At 60.6% G+C, this 22,212-nt stretch carries 17 protein-coding genes and 3 tRNA genes; all 20 read left to right on the top strand.

The genetic code is table 11. The features are described 5' to 3' along the window. Nucleotides 1-26: 26 nt before the first annotated feature. The 20 genes from leuB to H8F23_RS13815 all read left to right on the top strand — a co-directional run bounded on the left by leuB (nt 27) and on the right by H8F23_RS13815 (nt 22,176). On the top strand, nt 27-1,109 hold the full coding sequence (leuB, locus tag H8F23_RS13910) for a 3-isopropylmalate dehydrogenase (RefSeq protein WP_003226430.1): 1,083 nt from the start codon (nt 27-29) through the stop codon (nt 1,107-1,109). Nucleotides 1,110-1,175: 66 nt separating this feature from the next. Then, nucleotides 1,176-2,288, top strand: coding sequence for an aspartate-semialdehyde dehydrogenase (gene asd / locus H8F23_RS13905; protein ID WP_007913448.1), 1,113 nt, complete (start codon nt 1,176-1,178; stop codon nt 2,286-2,288). A 248-nt stretch (nt 2,289-2,536) separates the two neighbouring features. Next, nucleotides 2,537-3,547 carry an aspartate-semialdehyde dehydrogenase gene (locus H8F23_RS13900; RefSeq protein WP_194934741.1) on the top strand — a complete coding sequence of 337 codons (1,011 nt, stop codon included), beginning with the start codon at nt 2,537-2,539 and terminating at the stop codon, nt 3,545-3,547. Nucleotides 3,548-3,755: 208 nt separating this feature from the next. Then, nucleotides 3,756-6,398: a FimV family protein gene (locus tag H8F23_RS13895; protein WP_194934740.1), complete on the top strand. Its 2,643-nt coding sequence runs from the start codon at nt 3,756-3,758 to the stop codon at nt 6,396-6,398. Nucleotides 6,399-6,665: 267 nt separating this feature from the next. Continuing rightward, a complete protein-coding gene (gene truA / locus H8F23_RS13890; RefSeq protein WP_034152768.1) occupies nt 6,666-7,490 on the top strand; it encodes a tRNA pseudouridine(38-40) synthase TruA in 825 nt (274 codons plus the stop codon). Between the two features lie 65 nt (nt 7,491-7,555). After that, nucleotides 7,556-8,182 carry a phosphoribosylanthranilate isomerase gene (locus H8F23_RS13885; RefSeq protein WP_194934739.1) on the top strand — a complete coding sequence of 209 codons (627 nt, stop codon included), beginning with the start codon at nt 7,556-7,558 and terminating at the stop codon, nt 8,180-8,182. A gap of 204 nt (nt 8,183-8,386) precedes the next feature. Continuing rightward, nucleotides 8,387-9,307, top strand: a complete 921-nt coding sequence (gene accD / locus H8F23_RS13880; RefSeq protein WP_007913458.1) for an acetyl-CoA carboxylase, carboxyltransferase subunit beta — start codon at nt 8,387-8,389, stop codon at nt 9,305-9,307. Further along, nucleotides 9,304-10,611 carry a bifunctional tetrahydrofolate synthase/dihydrofolate synthase gene (gene folC, locus H8F23_RS13875; protein ID WP_194934738.1) on the top strand — a complete coding sequence of 436 codons (1,308 nt, stop codon included), beginning with the start codon at nt 9,304-9,306 and terminating at the stop codon, nt 10,609-10,611. Before accD ends, folC begins: the two co-directional genes overlap by 4 nt. Continuing rightward, nucleotides 10,595-11,245, top strand: coding sequence for an SPOR domain-containing protein (locus H8F23_RS13870; RefSeq protein WP_194934737.1), 651 nt, complete (start codon nt 10,595-10,597; stop codon nt 11,243-11,245). Before folC ends, H8F23_RS13870 begins: the two co-directional genes overlap by 17 nt. 98 nt (nt 11,246-11,343) lie before the next feature. Beyond that, on the top strand, nt 11,344-11,904 hold the full coding sequence (locus tag H8F23_RS13865) for a CvpA family protein (RefSeq protein WP_007913461.1): 561 nt from the start codon (nt 11,344-11,346) through the stop codon (nt 11,902-11,904). Nucleotides 11,905-11,945: 41 nt separating this feature from the next. Beyond that, nucleotides 11,946-13,451, top strand: a complete 1,506-nt coding sequence (gene purF, locus H8F23_RS13860; protein ID WP_016984539.1) for an amidophosphoribosyltransferase — start codon at nt 11,946-11,948, stop codon at nt 13,449-13,451. A 73-nt stretch (nt 13,452-13,524) separates the two neighbouring features. Further along, a complete protein-coding gene (locus H8F23_RS13855; protein ID WP_194934736.1) occupies nt 13,525-14,736 on the top strand; it encodes an O-succinylhomoserine sulfhydrylase in 1,212 nt (403 codons plus the stop codon). After that, nucleotides 14,733-15,509: an SDR family oxidoreductase gene (locus H8F23_RS13850; protein WP_194934735.1), complete on the top strand. Its 777-nt coding sequence runs from the start codon at nt 14,733-14,735 to the stop codon at nt 15,507-15,509. Before H8F23_RS13855 ends, H8F23_RS13850 begins: the two co-directional genes overlap by 4 nt. 216 nt (nt 15,510-15,725) lie before the next feature. After that, a tRNA-Val gene (locus tag H8F23_RS13845) sits at nt 15,726-15,801 on the top strand. A gap of 56 nt (nt 15,802-15,857) precedes the next feature. After that, nucleotides 15,858-15,934, top strand: a tRNA-Asp gene (locus H8F23_RS13840). Between the two features lie 93 nt (nt 15,935-16,027). Further along, nucleotides 16,028-16,104, top strand: a tRNA-Asp gene (locus H8F23_RS13835). 497 nt (nt 16,105-16,601) lie between these two features. Then, nucleotides 16,602-19,433: a xanthine dehydrogenase family protein molybdopterin-binding subunit gene (locus H8F23_RS13830; protein ID WP_194934734.1), complete on the top strand. Its 2,832-nt coding sequence runs from the start codon at nt 16,602-16,604 to the stop codon at nt 19,431-19,433. Beyond that, nucleotides 19,426-19,965: a (2Fe-2S)-binding protein gene (locus H8F23_RS13825; RefSeq protein ID WP_038369461.1), complete on the top strand. Its 540-nt coding sequence runs from the start codon at nt 19,426-19,428 to the stop codon at nt 19,963-19,965. The genes H8F23_RS13830 and H8F23_RS13825 overlap by 8 nt, the downstream gene beginning before the upstream one ends. Nucleotides 19,966-19,967: 2 nt before the next feature. After that, the gene (locus H8F23_RS13820; protein WP_194934733.1) at nt 19,968-21,203 is read left to right on the top strand and encodes a c-type cytochrome; all 1,236 of its coding nucleotides are present in this window, start codon (nt 19,968-19,970) and stop codon (nt 21,201-21,203) included. 1 nt (nt 21,204) lies between these two features. Further along, nucleotides 21,205-22,176 (top strand): XdhC family protein, encoded by a 972-nt coding sequence (locus H8F23_RS13815; protein ID WP_194934732.1) that lies wholly within the window; start codon nt 21,205-21,207, stop codon nt 22,174-22,176. Nucleotides 22,177-22,212: the final 36 nt, after the last annotated feature.

The raw sequence follows: 22,212 nt of genomic DNA, 5'->3' as shown, positions 1-22,212 counted from the left end.
GCACCGACTGAAGACACGAGGAAAGCATGAGCAAGCAGATTCTGATTCTCCCAGGTGACGGTATTGGTCCGGAAATCATGGCCGAAGCGGTCAAGGTGCTGGAACTGGCCAACGACAAATACAGCCTGGGCTTCGAGCTGAGCCATGACGTGATCGGTGGCGCCGCCATCGACAAGCACGGCGTGCCGCTGGCCGATGAAACCCTCGACCGCGCTCGCGCTGCCGACGCTGTGCTGTTGGGCGCCGTCGGTGGGCCGAAATGGGACACCATCGAGCGTGACATCCGCCCTGAGCGTGGCCTGCTGAAAATCCGTGCCCAACTGGGCCTGTTCGGCAACCTGCGTCCGGCGATTCTGTACCCGCAACTGGCCGATGCTTCGAGCTTGAAGCCGGAAATCGTTGCCGGTCTGGACATCCTCATCGTCCGTGAGCTGACCGGTGGCATCTACTTCGGCGCGCCGCGCGGCACCCGTACTCTGGAAAACGGCGAGCGTCAGTCCTACGACACGCTGCCGTACAGCGAAAGCGAAATCCGCCGCATCGCCCGTGTCGGTTTCGACATGGCCATGGTCCGTGGCAAAAAGCTCTGCTCGGTGGACAAGGCCAACGTGCTGGCGTCCAGCCAATTGTGGCGTGAAGTGGTCGAGCAAGTGGCCAAGGACTATCCAGAAGTCGAACTGAGCCACATGTACGTCGACAACGCCGCCATGCAACTGGTGCGCGCGCCGAAGCAGTTCGACGTGATCGTCACCGACAACATGTTCGGCGACATCCTCTCCGACGAAGCGTCGATGCTCACCGGTTCCATCGGCATGCTGCCGTCGGCCTCGCTGGATTCCAACAACAAGGGCATGTATGAGCCTTGCCATGGTTCCGCTCCGGACATCGCTGGCAAAGGCATCGCCAACCCGTTGGCGACCATTCTGTCGGTGTCGATGATGCTGCGTTACAGCTTCAATCTGCATGACGCGGCCGATGCCATCGAGAAAGCCGTCAGCGTGGTGCTGGATCAAGGCCTGCGTACTGGCGACATCTATTCGGCCGGTTGCACCAAAGTCGGTACGCAGGAAATGGGCGACGCAGTAGTCGCCGCGCTGCGGAATCTGTAATCTCTCGGGCCCGCTGCGAAATTCAATACAAAGCAGCGGCCCACTTTTCAAGAAGGTGTAGTTGCGATGAAACGTGTAGGTCTGATCGGTTGGCGCGGGATGGTCGGTTCCGTGCTCATGCAGCGGATGCTGGAAGAGCAGGATTTCGATCTAATCGAGCCGGTGTTTTTCACCACGTCCAACGTCGGTGGCCAAGGCCCGTCCGTGGGCAAGGACATTGCTCCGCTCAAGGATGCTTACAGCATTGACGAGCTGAAGACCCTCGACGTGATTCTGACCTGCCAGGGCGGCGACTACACCAGCGAAGTGTTCCCCAAGCTGCGCGAAGCCGGCTGGCAGGGTTACTGGATCGACGCGGCCTCGAGTCTGCGCATGAACGATGACGCGGTGATCATTCTTGATCCGGTCAACCGCAAGGTCATCGACCAGCAGCTCGACGCGGGCACCAAGAACTACATCGGCGGCAACTGCACCGTCAGCCTGATGCTGATGGGCCTGGGTGGTCTGTTCGAAGCCGGTCTGGTCGAGTGGATGAGCGCCATGACCTATCAGGCGGCCTCGGGTGCCGGCGCGCAGAACATGCGTGAACTGATCAAGCAAATGGGCGCGACCCACGCCGCTGTCGCCGATCAACTGGCTGATCCGGCCAGCGCGATCCTCGACATCGACCGTCGCGTTGCCGACGCCATGCGCAGCGAAGCGTACCCGACCGAAAACTTCGGCGTACCGCTGGCCGGCAGCCTGATCCCGTGGATCGACAAGGAACTGCCAAACGGCCAGAGCCGCGAAGAGTGGAAGGCTCAGGCCGAGACCAACAAGATCCTCGGCCGCTTCAAGAGCCCGATCCCGGTCGACGGCATCTGCGTGCGCATTGGCGCTATGCGTTGCCACAGCCAGGCGCTGACCATCAAGCTGAACAAAGACGTGCCGATCGCCGATATCGAAGGGCTGATCAGCCAGCACAACCCTTGGGTCAAACTGGTACCGAACCAGCGCGAAATCAGCATGCAGGAGCTGAGCCCGACCAAGGTCACCGGCACCCTGAATGTGCCGGTGGGTCGTCTGCGCAAGCTGAACATGGGTTCGCAGTTCGTCGGTGCCTTCACCGTCGGCGACCAACTGCTGTGGGGCGCGGCCGAACCGCTGCGTCGCATGCTGCGGATTTTGCTTGAGCGTTGATCGCTTGAAGCAATGAAAGAACCCGCGCCTTGTAAGAGGTGCGGGTTTTTTTATGCCTGAGGGTTCTCGGTTGCCGGGTCTGGCCCCTTCGCGAGCAAGCTCGCTCCCACAGGGGAATGCATTTCAAATGTGGGAGCGAGCTTGCTCGCGAAGGGGCCGGCGCAGTCGCCGCAAATCCCGCAGAAATTGCCTGTGCGCCAGTCACCCGGTAAAGTGCCGCTCCCCCCGTTTCGCCAGAGGCTCGCACCATGACCCAGACCCTAGATATTGCCGTGATCGGCGCCACCGGTACTGTCGGCGAAACCCTCGTACAGATTCTCGAAGAACGCGACTTCCCGGTCGGCACCCTGCACCTGCTGGCGAGCAGCGAATCCGCCGGCAGCTCGGTGCTGTACCGCAACAAGAACGTGCGCGTTCGCGAAGTCGACGAGTTCGATTTCAGCAAGGTCAAACTGGTGTTTTTCGCCGCAGGCCCGGCGATTACCCTGAGCTACGCCGCCCGTGCCCACGCCGCCGGTTGCTCGCTGATCGACCTGTCCGGCGCGCTGCCGGCCGATCAGGCGCCGCAAGTAGTACCCGAAGCCAACCCCGAAGTGCTCGCTGGTTTGAAAGCACCGTTCCAGGTCAGCAGCCCAAGCCCGTCGGCCACTTCGCTGGCCGTGGTGCTGGCGCCGCTGCTCGATCTGATCGATCTGCAATATGTGAATGTCACGGCCAATCTGGCCGTTTCCGCTCAGGGGCGCGAAGCCGTGACCGAGCTGGCGCGGCAGACCGCCGAGCTGCTGAACATGCGCCCATTGGAGCCGACGTTCTTTGATCGGCAGATGGCCTTCAACCTGCTGGCCCAGGTCGGCACGCCCGACGCGCAGGGGCATACGCTGCTGGAAAAACGTCTGGTGCGCGAGTTGCGTCAGGTGCTGGCGAAGCCTTTATTAAAGATTTCCGCAACTTGCGTTCAAGCCCCGGTGTTTTTTGGCGATAGCCTTAGCGTGACCTTGCAGTCAACGTCGGCTGTCGACCTGGCAAAAGTCAACGCTGCACTCGAAGATGCGCCGGGTATCGAGCTGGTCGAGGCCGGTGACTACCCGACTGCGGTCGGTGACGCGGTGGGGCAGGATGTGGTTTATGTCGGTCGCGTGCGCAGCGGTGTCGACGATCCGGCGGAACTAAATCTGTGGCTGACGTCAGATAACGTACGCAAAGGCGCGGCCCTTAACGCTGTGCAGGTGGCTGAATTGTTGATAAAAGACCTGCTGTAAAAGATACTTGGCAACAATTTGTCGACTGATTCTAGGTGAGCGCTATGCTTGCCCAGATCGCTTGATAACGTGTCACCCTCCGGGACTTTCCGGGGCATCAAAGAAATGATCGCGCGCGACATCTGTCGTCGTCGCGCGCAATGCCTTACGGCAGCGGTATTCAACATCTTCTCGCTGGCCGAGGAACGTTCAAACAAAGGATGAGGCTATGGTTCAAGTTCGCAAACTGGTGTTAGCAATAGCGGCCGCCTCGGCGCTGTCCTCCGGTATGGCGCATGCCCTCGGGCTCGGGGAGCTGACCCTGAAGTCGACCCTGAACCAGCCGCTGGTGGCTGAAATCGAGCTGCTCGACGTCAAGGATCTCACCGCTGCCGAAGTGGTGCCGAGCCTGGCTTCACCTGAAGATTTTGCCAAGGCCGGCGTCGACCGCCAGGCCTTCCTCAATGATCTGACCTTCACCCCGGTGCTCAACGCCAGCGGCAAAAGCGTGCTGCGCGTAACGTCGAGCAAGCCGCTGTCGGAGCCGATGGTCAAATTCCTCGTGCAGGTGATGTGGCCGAACGGCCGTCTGCTGCGCGATTACAGCGTGCTGCTGGATCCGTCGAAGTTCTCGCCACAGACCGCTGACGCCGCCGCACAACCAGCGCCGTCGCAGACCATCGCCGCGCCGACCACTGGCGCCACGCATCCGACGCAATACACCACCACGCCGCGCGATACCCTCTGGGAAATCGCTGCGAAGGCGCGTACCGGCGGCTCGGTGCAACAGACCATGCTCGCCATTCAAGCGCTGAACCCGGATGCGTTCATCGGTGGCAACATCAACCGTCTGAAAACCGGCCAGGTGTTGCGTCTGCCGGATGCGGTGCAAAGTACGGCGCTGCCGCAATCGAAAGCGATTGCCGAAGTGGCAGCGCAAAACGAAGCCTGGCGTCAGGGTCGTCGTTATGTGGCCAAGCCAGGCACTGGTCAGCAGCAGCTCGATGCGACCAATCGTGGTCGCGGCAACACCGGTGCAGCACAGAACGCTCAGGACAATCTGAGCCTGGTCTCCGCCGAAAGCACCAAGGCGCGCGGCAAAGGCCCGGCAGGTGATGCCAAGGCACTGAGCAACAAGCTCGCGGTCACTCAGGAAAGCCTCGACACGACCCGTCGTGACAACGAGGAACTGAAAAGCCGCATGTCCGATCTGCAGAGTCAGCTGGACAAGCTGCAAAAGCTGATCGAGCTGAAGAACAATCAGTTGGCAAAACTGCAAGCTGAAGGCGCGGGCCCTGCGCCGGCCACCAATCCTGCCGCACCGGCGGTGCCTGCAATCACGGCTGAGCTGGCCGCCACCCCGCCAGCTACTCCGGCAGACGCAGCGCCGACGCCAGAGTCCGCCATTGCGCCACCGGCTGAGACGCCAGTCGTCGAGCCAGTGGTCGCGCCGAAGCCGGTTGTCGAAGACGAGAAAACCTTCAACGAACTGCTGACCAACCCGATTCTGCTGGGTCTTGTGGGCGGCGGTGCTGTGGTTCTGCTGCTCCTGTTGTTGCTGCTGGCGCGTCGCCGCAAAGCGCAGCAAGAGGCCGAAAAACACATGCGCATGGCCCGCGCGCTGTCGGAAGAGCAAGAGTTCTCCGCCGAGCAGGATCTGCCGGAAAGCAGCTTCGAAGGTCTGGAAACCCCGGCGGCGAGCGTCAAGCTCAACACTCCGGCACCTGCACCCGTAGTGGCTCCGGTAGTCGCCCCGATCGTGATGGCTGAGCCGATTGCCGCGCCGCTGGTAGCTCCCGCCGCCGAGCGATCCGATGACGTGCTCGACAAGGCGCAGTCGCATATCAACGCCGGTCGCCTGAATCAGGCTGCCGCGCTGCTCGAAGAGGGCGTCAGCCTGGAGCCGCAGCGCAGTGATCTGCGTCTGAAGCTGATGGAAGTCTACGGTCAGCAGGGCGACCGCGACGCGTTCGTCGGTCAGGAGCGTCAGCTGGTGGCCAACGGCGACAACTTCGCCAAGGTCGAAGAACTGAAAAGCCGCTTCCCGGCCATGGCCGTCGTCGCTGCCAGTGGTCTGGCCGCTGCTGCCGTGGCTGCCGAGCTGGACGCGCAATACGTCAAGGATCTGCTGCTCGATGAGCCTGAAGCGCCGGCGCCTGCGCCAGTGGAAGACGACCTCGACAGCGCGTTTGATCTGAGCCTGGACGATCTCGACAACATCACGCCGGTAGAGCCTGCGCCGGTGATTGAGCCTGAAGCGCCGGTCGAGCTGGATGAATTTCCGGCGGACGACGACCTGAGCTTCGAATCGGTGCTGCAACAGCAGACCGACATCAAAGAGAATCTGGATGATCTGTCGGACTTCGACCTCGATCTGGACCTCGGTGCCGAGCCGGCAGCTCCAGCGGTTGATCTGGCGGACGATGACTTCCTGCTGGACCTGGACGAAGGCGTGAAGGATCTGCCGCCGGTCGAGGCGCCAGTGGTGGCTGACGTGCCACAAGATGATCTGGAGCTGCCGGCCGATTTCGATCTGTCGCTGGCCGACGAAATGGACAGCAATCCAGCGGCCGAACCGGATGCGTTCGCGGCTGAGCTGGATGACGTCAACGCCGAGCTGGATCGTCTGTCGCAAAGCATCGCCGAACCGACCTTCACCGAAGCCGATGCAATGAAGGGTGATGATCTGGGCGAAGATGATTTCGACTTCCTCGCCGGCACCGACGAAGCGGCGACCAAGCTCGATCTGGCTCAGGCCTACATCGACATGGGCGACAGCGACGGTGCGCGCGACATCCTCAACGAAGTCGTGAATGAGGGGAGCGAAGCGCAGAAAAAAGAAGCCCAGGAAATGCTTTCGAACTTGGCGTAAGTTCAGTGGTAAACAAAAACGGCAGCCCAGTGAGGCTGCCGTTTTTGTTTGGGCCGGATCCAGTGGTGTCTGAAGGATTGCTATCGCGAGCAGGCTCACTCCTGCATTTTGGAATGCGTTCCCCTGTAGGAGTGAGCCTGCTCGCGATAGGGCCAGAACTGCCAATAGAGAACTCTGGTATCCCTGGTCCACAGCCTTATAATGCCCGCCTTTGCACAAACAGCAGGCTGTCCCACCTTGGCAAACATAGATAACCCGGTCGCCGAAATGGCCCCCGACGGCTTTTACCGCGTCGCGCTGGGCGTTGAGTACAAAGGCTCGCGCTACAGCGGCTGGCAGCGTCAGTTGACGGGTGTGGCGACGGTGCAGGAAGAGCTCGAAAAAGCCCTGTCGAAAGTCGCCAATTCACCGGTTTCGCTGCAGTGCGCCGGACGCACCGACGCCGGCGTGCATGCCTGCGGGCAAGTGGTGCATTTCGATACGACCGTCGATCGTTCGCTGAAAGCCTGGGTCATGGGCGCCAACATCAATCTGCCCCATGACATCAGTGTCAGCTGGGCGCGGGTGATGCCAGCGCATTTCCATGCGCGCTTCAAAGCCATCGCCCGGCGCTATCGCTACGTGATCTACAACGATCAGATTCGGCCGGCGCATCTCAACGAAGAAATCACCTGGAACCACCGCCCGCTGGACGTCGAGCGCATGGCTGAGGCAGCGCAATACCTGATCGGTACTCACGATTTCAGTGCGTTCCGCGCCGGTCAGTGCCAGGCCAAGTCGCCGATCAAAAAGATGCATCACCTGCGCGTAACCCGTCACGGCAAGATGATCGTGCTAGATATTCGCGCCAATGCGTTCCTGCATCATATGGTGCGCAATATCGCTGGCGTGTTGATGACCATTGGTGCCGGCGAGCGTCCGGTCGAGTGGATGAAGGAAGTGTTGGAAAGTCGCGAGCGCCGTTCCGGTGGCGTTACGGCGCATCCGTACGGCTTGTATCTGGTGCAGGTCGAGTACCACGACGAATTCCCGTTGCCCGAGCGTTTTATCGGGCCACATTTCCTTACGGGTTTCTCCGAACTTGACGGCTGACGCCCTCGAGCGCTTTTGTTACCATCCGGGACTTTCCCGGATTTTGCCTCGGAGTTTTTCTCGATATGTCAGCCGTTCGCAGCAAGATCTGCGGGATTACCCGCATAGAAGATGCGCTGGCCGCCGTTGAGGCCGGGGCAGATGCGATCGGGTTCGTGTTCTATGCCAAGAGTCCGCGTGCGGTCACAGTGCAGCAGGCGCGAGCGATTATTCAGGCATTGCCGCCGTTCGTGACCACCGTGGGCCTGTTCGTCAACGCCAGTCGCTGCGAGTTGGGGGAAATCCTCGATGCCGTGCCGCTGGATCTGTTGCAGTTCCATGGTGATGAAGTCGCGGAAGATTGCGAAGGCTGGCATCGCCCGTACATCAAGGCGTTGCGGGTCAAGGCGGGTGATGATATTGCCGCAGCGGTGGATGCCTACCCGAGCGCCAGCGGTGTACTGCTCGACACTTATGTCGAAGGCGTACCGGGCGGAACCGGCGAGGCCTTCGACTGGTCATTGATTCCGCAAGGTTTGAGCAAGCCGTTGATTCTCGCGGGTGGTTTGACCCCAGAAAACGTCACAGAAGCCGTGGCTCGGGTAAAACCGTACGCGGTAGACGTCAGCGGTGGGGTAGAGGCGAGCAAAGGCATCAAGGATCACGCAAAGATTCGCGCGTTCATCAACGCAGTACGCAAAGCGCCATATTGATGTGACGGCTGGCAGTCTGCCGCCGTCCATCAATGCACTTGCACAAAGCAGGCGCGGCTGAGGGTTTCTGGATCGCACGCAGGTCATGTTTCGCGCTGACCGCGGCTGTCCACCAACCATCGCCACACACATGAATTTAGCTGAAGGGCATACGCGGGGCTGCGAACCAGAGCGTTCGGGCCGCCGGTACTGGAGAAAGAAAGCATGAGCAACTGGTTAGTAGACAAACTGATCCCTTCGATCATGCGTTCCGAGGTCAAGAAGAGCTCGGTCCCTGAAGGTCTGTGGCACAAATGCCCGTCTTGCGAGGCGGTGCTGTATCGTCCGGAGCTGGAAAAGACCCTGGACGTTTGCCCTAAATGCAACCACCACATGCGCATCGGCGCACGTGCGCGCATCGACATTTTCCTCGATGCCGAAGGTCGCAACGAACTGGGCGCCGATCTGGAGCCGGTTGACCGCCTGAAATTCCGCGACGGCAAGAAGTACAAGGATCGCCTGACCGCTGCCCAGAAGCAGACTGGCGAAAAAGACGCGCTGATCTCCGTCAGCGGCACCTTGCTGGGCATGCCAGTGGTGGTTTCGGCCTTTGAATTCGCCTTCATGGGCGGTTCCATGGGCGCCATCGTCGGTGAGCGCTTCGTTCGCGCCGCCAACTACGCGCTGGAAAACCGCTGCCCGATGATCTGCTTTGCCGCCTCCGGTGGTGCGCGCATGCAGGAAGCGCTGATCTCGCTGATGCAGATGGCCAAGACTTCGGCAGTGCTGGCGCGTCTGCGTGAAGAAGGCATTCCGTTCATCTCCGTGCTGACCGACCCGGTCTACGGCGGTGTTTCGGCGAGTCTGGCGATGCTTGGCGACGTGATCGTCGGTGAGCCGAAAGCCCTGATCGGCTTCGCTGGTCCGCGCGTTATCGAGCAAACCGTGCGTGAGAAGCTGCCGGAAGGCTTCCAGCGCAGCGAGTTCCTGCTGGAACACGGCGCGATCGACATGATCATCCATCGTCAGGAACTGCGCCCGCGTCTGGGTAACCTGCTGGCACAAATGACTGGCAAGCCGACGCCGAAGTTCGTTGCCGCGCCAATCGAGCCGATCGTGGTTCCACCGGTCCCTGCTGGCCTATGACCGAGCGCACCCTTGGCGAATGGCTCGCCTACCTTGAGCAGTTGCATCCTTCGGCCATCGACATGGGCCTGGAACGTTCACAACAGGTAGCGTCCCGCATGGGGCTGGGCCAGCCGGCGCCTCGGGTGATCACGGTCACCGGCACTAACGGCAAGGGTTCGACCTGCGCATTCGTGGCTTCATTGCTGCGGGCGCAGGGCCTGAGCGTCGGTGTCTACAATTCTCCGCACCTGCTGCGTTACAACGAGCGGGTGCAGCTCAATGGCGTCGAAGCCACTGACGCGCAGCTGTGCGAAGCCTTTGCAGCAGTCGAGGCCGGACGCGGCGACACTTCCCTGACTTACTTCGAAATGGGCACCCTCGCGGCGTTCTGGCTGTTTCAGCAGGCCGGGCTGGATGCGGTGGTGCTGGAAGTAGGGCTGGGCGGGCGGCTGGACACGGTCAACGTGGTCGATGCCGATATTGCGCTGGTCACCAGCATTGGCGTCGATCACGCCGATTATCTGGGCGATACCCGCGAATCGGTGGCTTTCGAGAAGGCCGGAATTTTCCGTCAGGGCAAACCTGCCCTGTGCGGCGATCTGAATCCTCCGCAACCGTTGCTCGATAAAGTGCGTGAGCTGGCCTGTCCGTTCTTCCTGCGCGGGCGTGATTTTGACCTCGGTATCACCGATCAGCACTGGCAGTGGCGCGGCACCGACGCGCGGGGGCAGGTTGTCGAATTGCGTGACTTGCCGCTGCTTGATCTGCCGATGGAGAACGCCGCGTTGGCGTTGCAGGCGTACTTGCTGCTCGGTTTGCCGTGGAATGCGCAGCAGATTGTGGCGGCGTTGCAGGCGACTCGTGTGGTCGGTCGACTGGATCGCCGCTCGTTCGATTGGAACGGCAAGCGCCTGAATCTCTTGCTGGATGTCGGGCATAACCCGCATGCCGCCGAGTATCTGGCTCGTCGTCTGGCCTCGCGACCGCCGGTCGGCAAGCGCCTGGCGGTGTTTGGTCTGTTGGCCGACAAGGATCTGGATGGTGTTGTCAGCGAATTGAATGCTAGTGTCGAGCATTGGGCGGTGGCGCCGCTGGATTCTCCGCGTGCCCGTCCTGTGGCTGAATTAAACGCTGCATTGCAGAACCTTGGTGCGTCGGTCACGTCTTACGACAGTGTCGCCGCTGCGCTGGAAGGGCAGTGCGCAGTAGCCACCAGTGACGACGAGATTCTGTTGTTCGGATCATTTTATTGTGTCGCCGAGGCCCTTGAATGGCTGGCCCGGCGCTCCACGGAGGAAGCGGCAAATGGCTTTGCTGGATAAAGCGTACAAGCAGCGCATGGTTGGCGCTTTGGTGCTGGTCGCGCTGGCAGTGATTTTCCTGCCGATGCTGTTTTCCCGTCAGGACGAGCAACGTCAGGTGACCGTCGAAGCACCTGCCGCGCCGCAAGCGCCTGTCGTGCCGCAAGTGCAGATGGAAACGGTGGCTGTTCCCGAGCCGCAAGCCTTGCCGCAGGAGCCAGTGCCAACGGATGAAGAAGTCGCCGAAGACACGGCGCCTGCTGCGCCCGTCGCCGCTACGCCGACGGCTCCCATCATGATCACCAAGCCTGTTGCGCCGCCGGCGGTGGCCAAGCCGATTCCGGCTCCTGCTCAGCCGATCACTGCGGCCTCGAGCAAGCCTGACACCACGCAAAGCCGCGTCGATGCCAATGGCCTGTCGGTGAGCTGGTCGGTGCAGCTGGCCAGTCTGTCGAGTCGCGCCAGTGCAGAGAGTTTGCAGAAAACCCTGCGCAGCCAAGGCTACAACGCCTATATCCGTTCGGCCGATGGCAAGAATCGGGTGTTTGTCGGTCCGCTGATCGAGCGTGCCGAAGCCGATCGTCTGCGTGATCTGTTGGGTCGTCAGCAGAACCTCAAGGGCTTTGTCGTGCGCTTCCAGCCCGAGCGTGGTTAAAAACTATCGCCTCGATTGAAATGCACTGACAATCGCAGCTTACCGAGAGGCATGCGCTCTGCTAAAATGCGCCGCCTTATCCGTCTGTAGGCTGCACTGTGCCATTTACCTGGGTTGACTGGGCGATCGTTGCAATCATCGCCATCTCCGCTTTGATCAGTTTGAGCCGCGGCTTCGTCAAGGAAGCATTATCGCTGGTGACCTGGATCATCGCAGGAGTCGTCGCCTGGATGTTCGGTGGCTCATTGTCCGAGTACCTCGCCGGATACATCGAAACCCCATCGGCTCGCGTGATCGCGGGCTGTGCCATCATGTTTGTCGCCACACTGATCGTGGGCGCAATGATCAATTATCTTATCGGCGAGTTGGTTCGCGTCACCGGGTTGTCCGGGACCGATCGATTCCTCGGCATGGCCTTTGGCGCAGCGCGTGGCGTGTTGCTGGTGGTCGTGGCGGTCGGGCTGTTGAGCCTGGGGCCGGTACAGCAGGACGGGTGGTGGAAAGAATCACAGCTCGTACCAAAATTTCTATTGGTCGCTGATTGGTCCAAAAACCTGATTCTCGGGTGGAGCAGTCAGTGGCTTGCCAGCGGAATCAGCGTACCCGCTGATATTCCGTTCAAGGAGCAACTCTTGCCGTCGGCGAAAACGCCTCAGTGAGTGTTGTTCAGTTCAGATCCATTAAGTAGGGGTTGCGTCGCATGTGTGGCATCGTCGGTATCGTCGGTAAGTCGAACGTCAATCAGGCGCTGTATGACGCGCTAACCGTGCTCCAGCACCGCGGCCAGGACGCTGCCGGTATCGTGACCAGCCATGATGGCCGGTTGTTCCTGCGCAAGGACAATGGCCTGGTGCGTGACGTCTTTCAACAGCGTCACATGCAGCGTCTGGTCGGCCACATGGGGATCGGCCACGTCCGTTACCCGACCGCGGGCAGCTCGACCTCGGCCGAAGCCCAACCGTTTTACGTCAACTCGCCTTACGGCATCACTCTGGCGCACAACGGTAACCTGACCAACGTTGAACAGTTGGCCAAAGAGATCTACGAATCCGATCTGCGTCACGTCAACACCAGTTCCGATTCGGAAGTGCTGCTCAACGTGTTCGCTCACGAGCTGGCCCAGCGCGGCAAACTGCAACCGACTGAAGAAGACGTGTTCGCCGCCGTAACCGACGTGCATAACCGTTGCGTCGGCGGTTACGCGGTAGTCGCCATGGTGACCGGTTACGGCATCGTCGGTTTCCGTGACCCGCACGGCATTCGTCCGATCGTGTTCGGTCAGCGTCACACTGACGAAGGCGTTGAATACATGATCGCCTCCGAAAGCGTTTCGCTGGACGTGCTCGGTTTCACCCTGATTCGCGACCTGGCGCCGGGCGAAGCGGTCTACATCACTGAGGACGGCAAGCTGCACACCCGTCAGTGCGCGACCAATCCGTCCCTGACCCCGTGCATTTTCGAACACGTCTACCTGGCGCGTCCGGACTCGATCATCGACGGCGTGTCGGTCTACAAGGCTCGCCTGCGCATGGGTGAGAAGCTCGCCGAGAAGATCCTGCGCGAGCGTCCAGAGCATGACATCGATGTGGTTATCCCGATTCCTGACACCAGCCGTACCGCGGCACTGGAGCTGGCCAACCACCTGGGCGTGAAATTCCGCGAAGGTTTCGTCAAGAACCGTTACATCGGTCGTACCTTCATCATGCCGGGCCAGGCGGCTCGCAAGAAGTCGGTTCGCCAGAAGCTCAACGCCATCGAGCTGGAATTCCGCGGCAAGAACGTGATGCTGGTCGACGACTCGATCGTGCGCGGCACCACGTGCAAGCAGATCATCCAGATGGCCCGCGAAGCTGGCGCGAAAAACGTCTACTTCTGCTCGGCAGCGCCAGCGGTACGCTTCCCGAACGTCTATGGCATCGACATGCCGAGTGCGCACGAACTGATCGCACACAACCGTTCGACTCAGGACGTGGCGGATCTGATCGGCGCTGACTGGCTGATCTATCAGGACCTGCCTGACTTGATCGAAGCGGTTGGCGGCGGCAAGATCAAGATCGAGAATTTCGATTGCGCGGTGTTCGACGGCAAGTATGTCACCGGTGATGTCGACGAGGCTTACCTGGACAAGATCGAGCAGGCACGCAACGATGCCTCGAAGGTCAAGACCCAGGCGGTCAGTGCGATCATCGATCTGTACAACAACTGAGTTATCACCGGCCCTGAGGGGCCGGTTTTGTATCTGACTTTCAATTTTCGAGAATACGGCAAGGAGTGACAGCATGAGTCAGGAATGGGATGCCGGTCGGCTGGACAGCGACCTCGAAGGCGTAGCGTTCGATACCCTGGCCGTACGTGCCGGTCAGCATCGTACGCCGGAAGGTGAGCACGGTGATCCGATGTTCTTCACCTCCAGCTATGTGTTCCGCACCGCTGCCGACGCGGCCGCACGGTTCGCCGGGGAAGTGCCGGGTAACGTTTACTCGCGTTATACCAACCCGACCGTGCGCGCGTTTGAAGAGCGCATCGCTGCGCTGGAGGGCGCCGAGCAAGCCGTTGCGACCGCAACCGGCATGGCCGCTATCATGGCGGTGGTGATGAGCCTGTGCAGTGCCGGCGACCATGTGTTGGTTTCGCGCAGCGTGTTCGGTTCGACCATCAGCCTGTTCGAGAAGTACTTCAAACGTTTCGGCGTTGAAGTCGATTACGTACCGTTGGCCGACCTGTCGGGTTGGGATGCGGCGATCAAGTCGAACACCAAACTGCTCTTCGTCGAATCACCATCCAATCCTTTGGCGGAACTGGTCGATATCACCGCACTGGCTGAAATCGCTCACGCCAAAAGCGCGATGCTGGTCGTCGATAACTGCTTCTGCACGCCAGCGTTGCAACAGCCGCTGAAAATGGGCGCAGACATCGTCGTGCACTCGGCAACCAAGTTCATCGACGGTCAGGGTCGTTGCATGGGCGGTGTGGTGGCCGGTCGCAGTGAGCAGATGAAAGAAGTCGTCGGCTTCCTGCGCACTGCCGGGCCGACCTTGAGTCCGTTCAACGCGTGGATCTTCCTCAAAGGTCTGGAAACCCTGAACCTGCGGATGAAGGCGCACTGCGCGAATGCTCAGGCGCTAGCCGAATGGCTGGAGCAGCAGGACGGCATTGAGAAGGTGCATTACGCTGGTCTCAAGAGCCATCCGCAGCACGAACTGGCCCAGCGTCAGCAGAAGGGTTTCGGTGCGGTTGTAAGCTTTGAGGTCAAGGGCGGCAAAGAGGGCGCGTGGCGCTTCATCGATGCGACCCGACTGATTTCGATTACCGCCAACCTCGGCGACAGCAAGACCACGATCACGCACCCAAGCACCACCTCTCACGGCCGTCTGGCGCCGCAAGAGCGTGAAGCGGCGGGCATCCGTGACAGCCTGATTCGCATCGCGGTCGGTCTGGAAGACGTCGCTGACCTGCAAGCCGACCTGGCGCGCGGTCTGGCCGCGTTGTGATCGAGTTGTCTACGCCGACATCAGGTACCCATGGCCGCGTTGCGCTGGTCACGGGTGCTGCGCGCGGTATCGGTCTGGGCATCGCTGCCTGGCTGATCAGTGAGGGCTGGCAAGTCGTGTTGACCGATCTGGATCGGGCGCGCGGTTCGAAAGTGGCGAAGGTGTTGGGCGAAAATGCCTGGTTCATTGCCATGGACGTTGCCGAGGAAAGTCAGGTGGCGCTCGGCGTGGCTGAGGTGCTGGGTCAGTTTGGTCGTCTCGATGCGCTGGTGTGCAACGCGGCGGTCGCTGATCCGCACAACATCACACTGGAAAGCCTCGATCTGGCTTACTGGAATCGCGTGCTGGCGGTAAACCTCAGCGGGCCGATGTTGCTGGCCAAGCACTGTGCGCCGTATCTGCGTGCGCACAACGGTTCGATCGTCAATCTGGCCTCTACTCGTGCGCGGCAGTCGGAAGCGGACTCCGAGGCGTATGCGGCGAGCAAGGGCGGTTTGTTGGCGCTGACGCATGCGCTGGCAATCAGTCTGGGGCCGGAGATTCGCGTCAACGCGGTCAGTCCAGGCTGGATCGACGCGCGTGATCCTTCTGCGCGTCGCGCCGAGCCGTTGGCCGATGCCGACCATGCTCAGCATCCTGCGGGCAGGGTAGGGACGGTCGAGGATGTGGCTGCGATGGTTGCCTGGTTGCTGTCGAGGAATGCCGGGTTTGTTACCGGACAGGAATTCGTCGTTGATGGCGGTATGACGAAAAAGATGATCTACAGCGAGTAGGTCGCCTTTTTCGCCTGAATTTGCGTTGAATGAACTGACGCCTTCGCGAGCAAGCTCGCTCCCGCATTTGGAATGCAATCCCCTGTGGAAGCGAGCTTGCTCGCGAAGGCGGTCTTGCAGGATCGAAACAATTTCGTCTTTTTCAGAAAAACTTCAATCCTGCTATTGACTTAGGTTCGCTACCTGCGTAAATTTCGCGGCCTCGGAGATGCAAACGGGTGATTAGCTCAGCTGGGAGAGCGTCTGCCTTACAAGCAGAATGTCGGCGGTTCGATCCCGTCATCACCCACCACTCCCCGAGAGACTTGCGTAAGCAAGAGCGTAGGCTGAAAGTGCCTGCACCGACGCGCAGCGGTAGTTCAGTCGGTTAGAATACCGGCCTGTCACGCCGGGGGTCGCGGGTTCGAGTCCCGTCCGCTGCGCCATATTTTACGAATCAGACTTGTCTGGTTCGCGATTGCAAGGCACCGAAGCCTGCAGTCAAAACGAGTTACTTGAGCGCAAGCTCAAAGCGATACGCAGCGGTAGTTCAGTCGGTTAGAATACCGGCCTGTCACGCCGGGGGTCGCGGGTTCGAGTCCCGTCCGCTGCGCCATATCTGCTCCAAGGACCACTGAACGCCTTGAAGCACCGAAAACAGTCATTGGCTGATTCGGAATCGATAGCAAAGACCCTGGTCGAAAGACCGGGGTTTTTTGTGTCTGCAATTTGGCTTTTCCCTCTGCTCCTTTCCCCTGATTCTGAATTCGACACAAATCCCCATGTGGGAGCGAGCCTGCTCGCGAATGCGGTGTATCAGCAAAAAATGCGCTGACTGACACTACGCCTTCGCGAGCGGGCTCGCTCCCACATGGGTCGTTGGTATGTTCAACGAGCTCCTGCGGTGCCACGTCGCATTGATTTTCTGATCCTTTAGTCAAATTTTTGTAACTGGTTGTTTGCTGCGAGCGCAGAAACCTTTAAAGTTAACCTTTCGGTCAGCTTTGCACTGTCATCACGCCTTTCGTTTAGCCAAGAAAGGCTTCTGCAAGACTCGAGATTCCCCAGTAGATAACCAGAAGGGCGGACACATAACCGCCCAGAGGATGATCCATGTCCAACCGTGAAATATCCCGGCGCTCGTTCCTCCAGGGCGGGCTGGTGGCGGGTGTGAGCGTCACGCTCACGCCGCTCAGCAGTCAGGCGCTGGCAGCCTTGATGGAAAACACCGTCACCGTGCCGTCCGAGAAATGGCTCGGCAACAACGGCAAGGCGCGTCAGCGCAACGATGCACTGTCCAAGGTCTGCGGCAGCAAAGTCTTTGCTCGCGACATCCGTTCCAAGGACATGCCGGGCTGGCCTGAGCAGCAAGGCCACGCCATGCTGCTGAAAACCATCAAGGCTGACCGAATCTACGACGGCTACGACCTGTCGTGGCTTGGCGCTGACTTGCAGCCTGACCGCATTGTCACTGCCGCTGATCTGGACAAGGACGGCATCGTCTTCCCCGAAGAGCATGCGCCGGACCCACTGCTGCCAGAAGGCAAAGTGCCGATGTTCATCGGTCACCCGGTAGCGATCCTGATCTGGAACGATTTCGAGCGTTTCCGTCAGGCGAAGAACAAACTCAAATTCAATGACAAAGCGATTCGTTACGGTGCCAAAGTGCCGTTCTACGAAGGCGACCCCTACGGCAGCTTCCGCTATGTGCGCGTCGGCGGCGCGACCTCGGCCGACGAAGACGAATTCGCCAGCCTCAAAGACTCGATCCTGTTCCCGATGCTGAAGAACCGTCGTCCGGTGTGGAATTCCCAGCCGAACCTGCACGGCAACCTGACCGAACGCGGCCTGTTCTACGCCGACCGCATGAAGCAAGAGATCGATACGCCACCGGACAACTGGCTGGTGTTCGACGAGCGCTACAAGACTCCGTCGATCGAGCCGGCCGCCATGGAGCCGGACAACGGCAACGGCTGGTATGACCCGAAAACCAAGACCCTGCATTTCGTCGTGGCCACCCAGTGCCCGCTGGAGGCAGCGACCGAAACCGCGAAGATGATCGCGCCGTCGCGTTTCGGCCTCGACAACCTGAACATGCACCCGGGTTACACCGTGGGTTACGGTTCCAAAGACCACAACATCTTCGTCTACTACGCAGCCCTGGCGGCGCTGTATGGCGCGGGTGTGCCGGTGCGCCTGGCCAACGACCGCTACGAGCAGTTCCAGAGTGGCATCAAGCGCCACCCGTTCGACATCCGCTACCAGTTGGCCGTGGACAAGAACGACTACAGCTTCAAGATTTTCCGCGCCGAAATGAGCGTCGACGGTGGTGGCCGGATCAACTACAGCCCGTCGGTAGCGGCCGTTGGTGCCACAGCGGCGCAGTCGATCTACTACATGCCGCAGAACGATCTGCAGGTCACCGCTTACCACTCGCGTGGTGTTGAGGCCGGTTCGATGCGTGGTTACGGCACCCTGCAAAGCATGGCGGCGACCGAGATGATGGTCGACGAAATCGCCAATCGCCTCGGTGTCGATGCGATCGATCTGCGTCGCAAGAACGCCCTGCGTTCCGGCATGAAAAACACCCAGGGCGCGATCCCGGCCGGTGCCTTGCGCCTGCACGAAATCCTCGACAAGGCCTCGGTACACGAAGTCTGGAAAAACCGCGACGCGATCAAGAAACAACGCGAAGCCGCAGACCCGGACAACTGGTACGGCGTCGGTTTTGCCATTTGCCAGAAAGACTTCGGCACCGGTTCTGAAGCGCCGATGGCCAGCATCGAATTCACGGCTGATGGTCGTATCACCCTGCGCCATATCGGCATTGAAATCGGTACCGGCATGTCCACCTCGCAGGCGCTGGTGGTGGCCGATTTCCTCGGTAGCCCGGCGCACGAAGTGAAGACCGGCGAAACCGAATGGAAGGAAATGCAGCTGATCACCAGCGGCAACCCTTACATCATGAGCCAGGCCGAGCAGGACAACCTGCTGCGCAACCCGCGTTGGGTGGGCAAATTGGCTTCGGCTTCGTCGGCGACCAACTCGGCGTACTACTTCAGTCACGCCACCCGTGAAGCGGCACGCGTGCTGTTCAATAACGGTCTGTGGCCGGCGGCCATGGAAATCTGGCGTCAGGGTCCTTACGGCGGTCAGGCCAACCCTTACGTTGTGCGTCGCGAAGATGCGCATTGGGTCGACGGCAAACTCACGGCTAACGGCATGCAGCCGCTGAGCTTCGAAGAGCTGGCCAAGCGCGCTCACGAGCGTGGTCTGGTGACTGGCGCTACCGTTCACGCATTTAACCGCTGGAGCTGGGCCGAGGCCGAATACAGCATCGACGGCGTGCGCGAGCGTCTGCCGCTCGATGGTCTGGCAGTGAAATATGGCGATGGCGCGCCGAAGGCGAAAAAAGCGCTGATGAACACGGCGGGTTTCCACCTGCTGGATCGCCAGAACATCAATTACCCGGTTGTGCAGTTGAACAACGCTGCCGTGACTTATTACAGCCCGGTCGCGACGCTGGTCGAACTGAAGGTCAACAAAGGCTCGGCGGAAGTCGAAGTGCTCAATCACCATTCGTGGGTCGAGTGCGGTCGTGTGCTGGTCGAAGAACTGGTCAAGGGCCAGCTCGAAGGCGGTATCGCCATGGGCATCGGCCACGCCTTGATGGAAGAAATGCCGCTGTATGAAGGTGGACCGGGGGAGGGTGACTGGAACTTCAACCGTTACCGTTTGCCGATGGCCCGTCACGTTGCCGTGTGGAAACAGACGTCGGAGATTCTGCCGGCACTGTCGCCAAGTGATCCGTCCAAAGGCATCGCCGAAGTGGTGATGATCCCGATCGTCGGTGCCATCGGCAACGCCGTGGCCCACGCCATCGGTAAACGTGTTCGCGACCTGCCAATCACTGCTGCGCGCATCAAGGAGGCCCTCAATGGCTAACCGTCCGCTTCAACTGACCCTCAATGGTCAATCCGTCGGCCCGGTGGACATCCCTGATGACCTGCCGATGATCGACTACCTGCACGAATACAAGAACCTCACCGGTTCGCGCCTGGGCTGCGGCCAAGGCATCTGCCACGCCTGCGTGGTGATCGTCGATAACCCGGACGGCACCAGCGAAGAAGTGCGCACTTGCATCACTGGCGCGCACTATTTCGAAGGCAAGAAAGTCCGCACCATCGAATCTCACGCCAAGCGTGACGAGAGCGGCCAGGTCACCGAGCTGAATCCGATCCAGCAACGCTTCGTCGACGAGTTCGCCTTCCAGTGCAGCTACTGCGCACCAGGCTTCGTCAACGCCGCTACCGTGCTGGTTGAAAAGCTGCAGCGCCAGCCGACCGTGCAAAGCAAGCTCGAACAAGTCATCGAGGACAGCCTCGGCCATCACGTCTGCCGTTGCACTGGGTATGTGCGTTACTACAACGCCACCCGCAACGTGCTGACCGATCTCGGCCTGGTCAAGGAGGGTTAAGCATGAAGCTTTTACTGACCCGCCTGACCCTGGCGGTCGGCCTCGCTGCGCCGCTGTTGTTTGCCCACGCCGATGATCAGGTCAAGCGCGGCGAGTACCTTGCCCGCGCTGCCGACTGCATGGCTTGCCACACTGCACCCGGTGGTGCGCCGTTCGCTGGTGGCCTGCCGATTGTGTCGCCGTTCGGCACGATCTACGGCACCAACATTACCCCGAGCAAGGAGCACGGCATCGGTTTGTACAACGATGATGAGTTCTTCGCTGCGCTGACCGAAGGCAAGCGTCGCGATGGCGCGAATTTGTATCCGGCGATGCCGTATACCTCGTATCACCTGATGCTGCGCGAAGACTCGGATGCGATCCATGCGTATCTGAAAACCATCGAGCCGATCGAGCGCGCAGCCCCGGTTACCAGTCTGAGCTTCCCGTTTAACGTGCGTCCGGGCCTGATCGGCTGGAACATGATGTACGGCAAAGCCCTGAAACTGGAGCCGGCCGAAGGCAAAAGCGAAGCCTGGCAGCGCGGCCAGTACATGGTCGAAGTGCTCGGTCATTGCGGCGAATGCCATACGCCGCGCGGCCTGCCGGGGGCGATGCAGCTGGATAAACGCCTCACCGGCGGCATCCTCAATGGTTACCTGGCGCCGAGCCTGCTGGCTACTGATCTGGCCGCGCGCGGCTGGAACGAGCAGGATCTGGGCACGTTCCTCAAGCACGGCATGAGCGCGCAAGGGACGATGTTCAACGAGATGTTCCCGGTGTTCCACAACAGCACTCAAGGCCTGAGCGATGCCGATCTGGCGGCGATGGCGACGTTCCTGCTCGGCGACAAACCGCCGGCAGCCAAAGCCCTCGTTGAAGTGCCAGTCGAGAAACTCGGCGCCAGCGCCCAGCGCGGCCAGCAGGAATACCTGAACGTCTGCGCCGGTTGCCATGCGGTCGGCGGCGAAGGCAAGCCGCATATCGCGGTGGCCATGCGCGGTAATACCACGTTGCGCCTGGAAGACCCACGCAACCTGTTGCGCGTGATCGAGGACGGTATCGGTGAGCAGAAGTTCTCCGGGTTCGAGCGCATGCAACCGATGCCGGGCTTCGCTGGCAAGCTCAGTCCTGAGCAACTGACCGATCTGCTCAACTACCTGCGTCAAGGTTGGGGTGGTCAGTCCGCTGAGTTGGCGGTGAGTGAAGTGCAGAAGCTGCAAGCCGACGCACCGTCCATCGAGCACAAGGCGCACTGACATGCAGCATCTTGATCTACAAGTGGTGCGCCGCGCGCTGGAGTGGTCGGTGGCGGGGCAGCGTATCTGGCTCTGCACCGTGCTGACGACTTATGGTTCGGCACCACGTGCGCCGGGTTCGCTGCTGGCGGTGAACGATGGCGGACAGTGGATCGGCTCGCTGTCCGGCGGTTGCGTCGAGGAAGATTTCCTTGAGCGCGTCGCCGAAGGGGCGTTTCTTGATGCGGTCAACGTCGTGCGATATGGGGAGGGTGATGATCCGCGCTCGCGGGTCAGCCTGCCTTGTGGCGGCATTCTCGATGTGCTGGTAGAGAAATTTGACGCCGACTGCGAGGTACAGGCGCATCTGCGTGAATTGGAGTCGGCGCTGCTCGGTCAGCGCCGCTTGATTCGCGAGGTCGATCTGGCCAGCGGTGCACGCAGTCTGTTCGCTGATCGCGAGCAGGGCGCGCGGATCGAGCGTGAGATTGATCGGGTGCGCGTTCGTGTCGGCGCGGCGCAGCGTTTGTTGCTCGCCGGGTATTCCAGTGTGGCGCAGGCGTGCGCCGAGTTTGCGGTCGGTCTCGGCTTTGAAGTGATTCTCTGCGATCCGCGTGACGAGGTGCTTGAAGGCGTGGTGCTGGATGGCGTGGAGATTCGTCGGCAGTTGCCGTCGGTGTTTATTGCTGACGGTGGCTGTCATCGTGATACCGCAGTCGTAGCGCTCACTCACGATCCGCGTATCGATGACCTGGCGATGATGGAAGCGGTGCGCACCGAAGCGTTCTACATTGGCGTGATGGGCTCGCTGCAGACGTCACAGAAGCGCTTCGAGCGTTTGCGTCGGATTGGCGGCTTGGGCGAGGCGGAGTTGGCGCGGATTCATGCGCCGATCGGTCTTAACCTCGGCAGCAAGACGCCAGCGGAAATTGCCTTGGCGGTGCTGGCGGATATCCTGCGAATCCGTAGCGGGATTGCCCGAGACCAACTCTGAATCCGTTCAGTGTTGAATAAGAAGGGCCGCTGTTCA

This window comes from Pseudomonas neuropathica, assembly GCF_015461835.1.
GTDB lineage: Bacteria > Pseudomonadota > Gammaproteobacteria > Pseudomonadales > Pseudomonadaceae > Aquipseudomonas > Aquipseudomonas neuropathica.
This window is presented reverse-complemented; position numbering and strand designations above follow the sequence as displayed.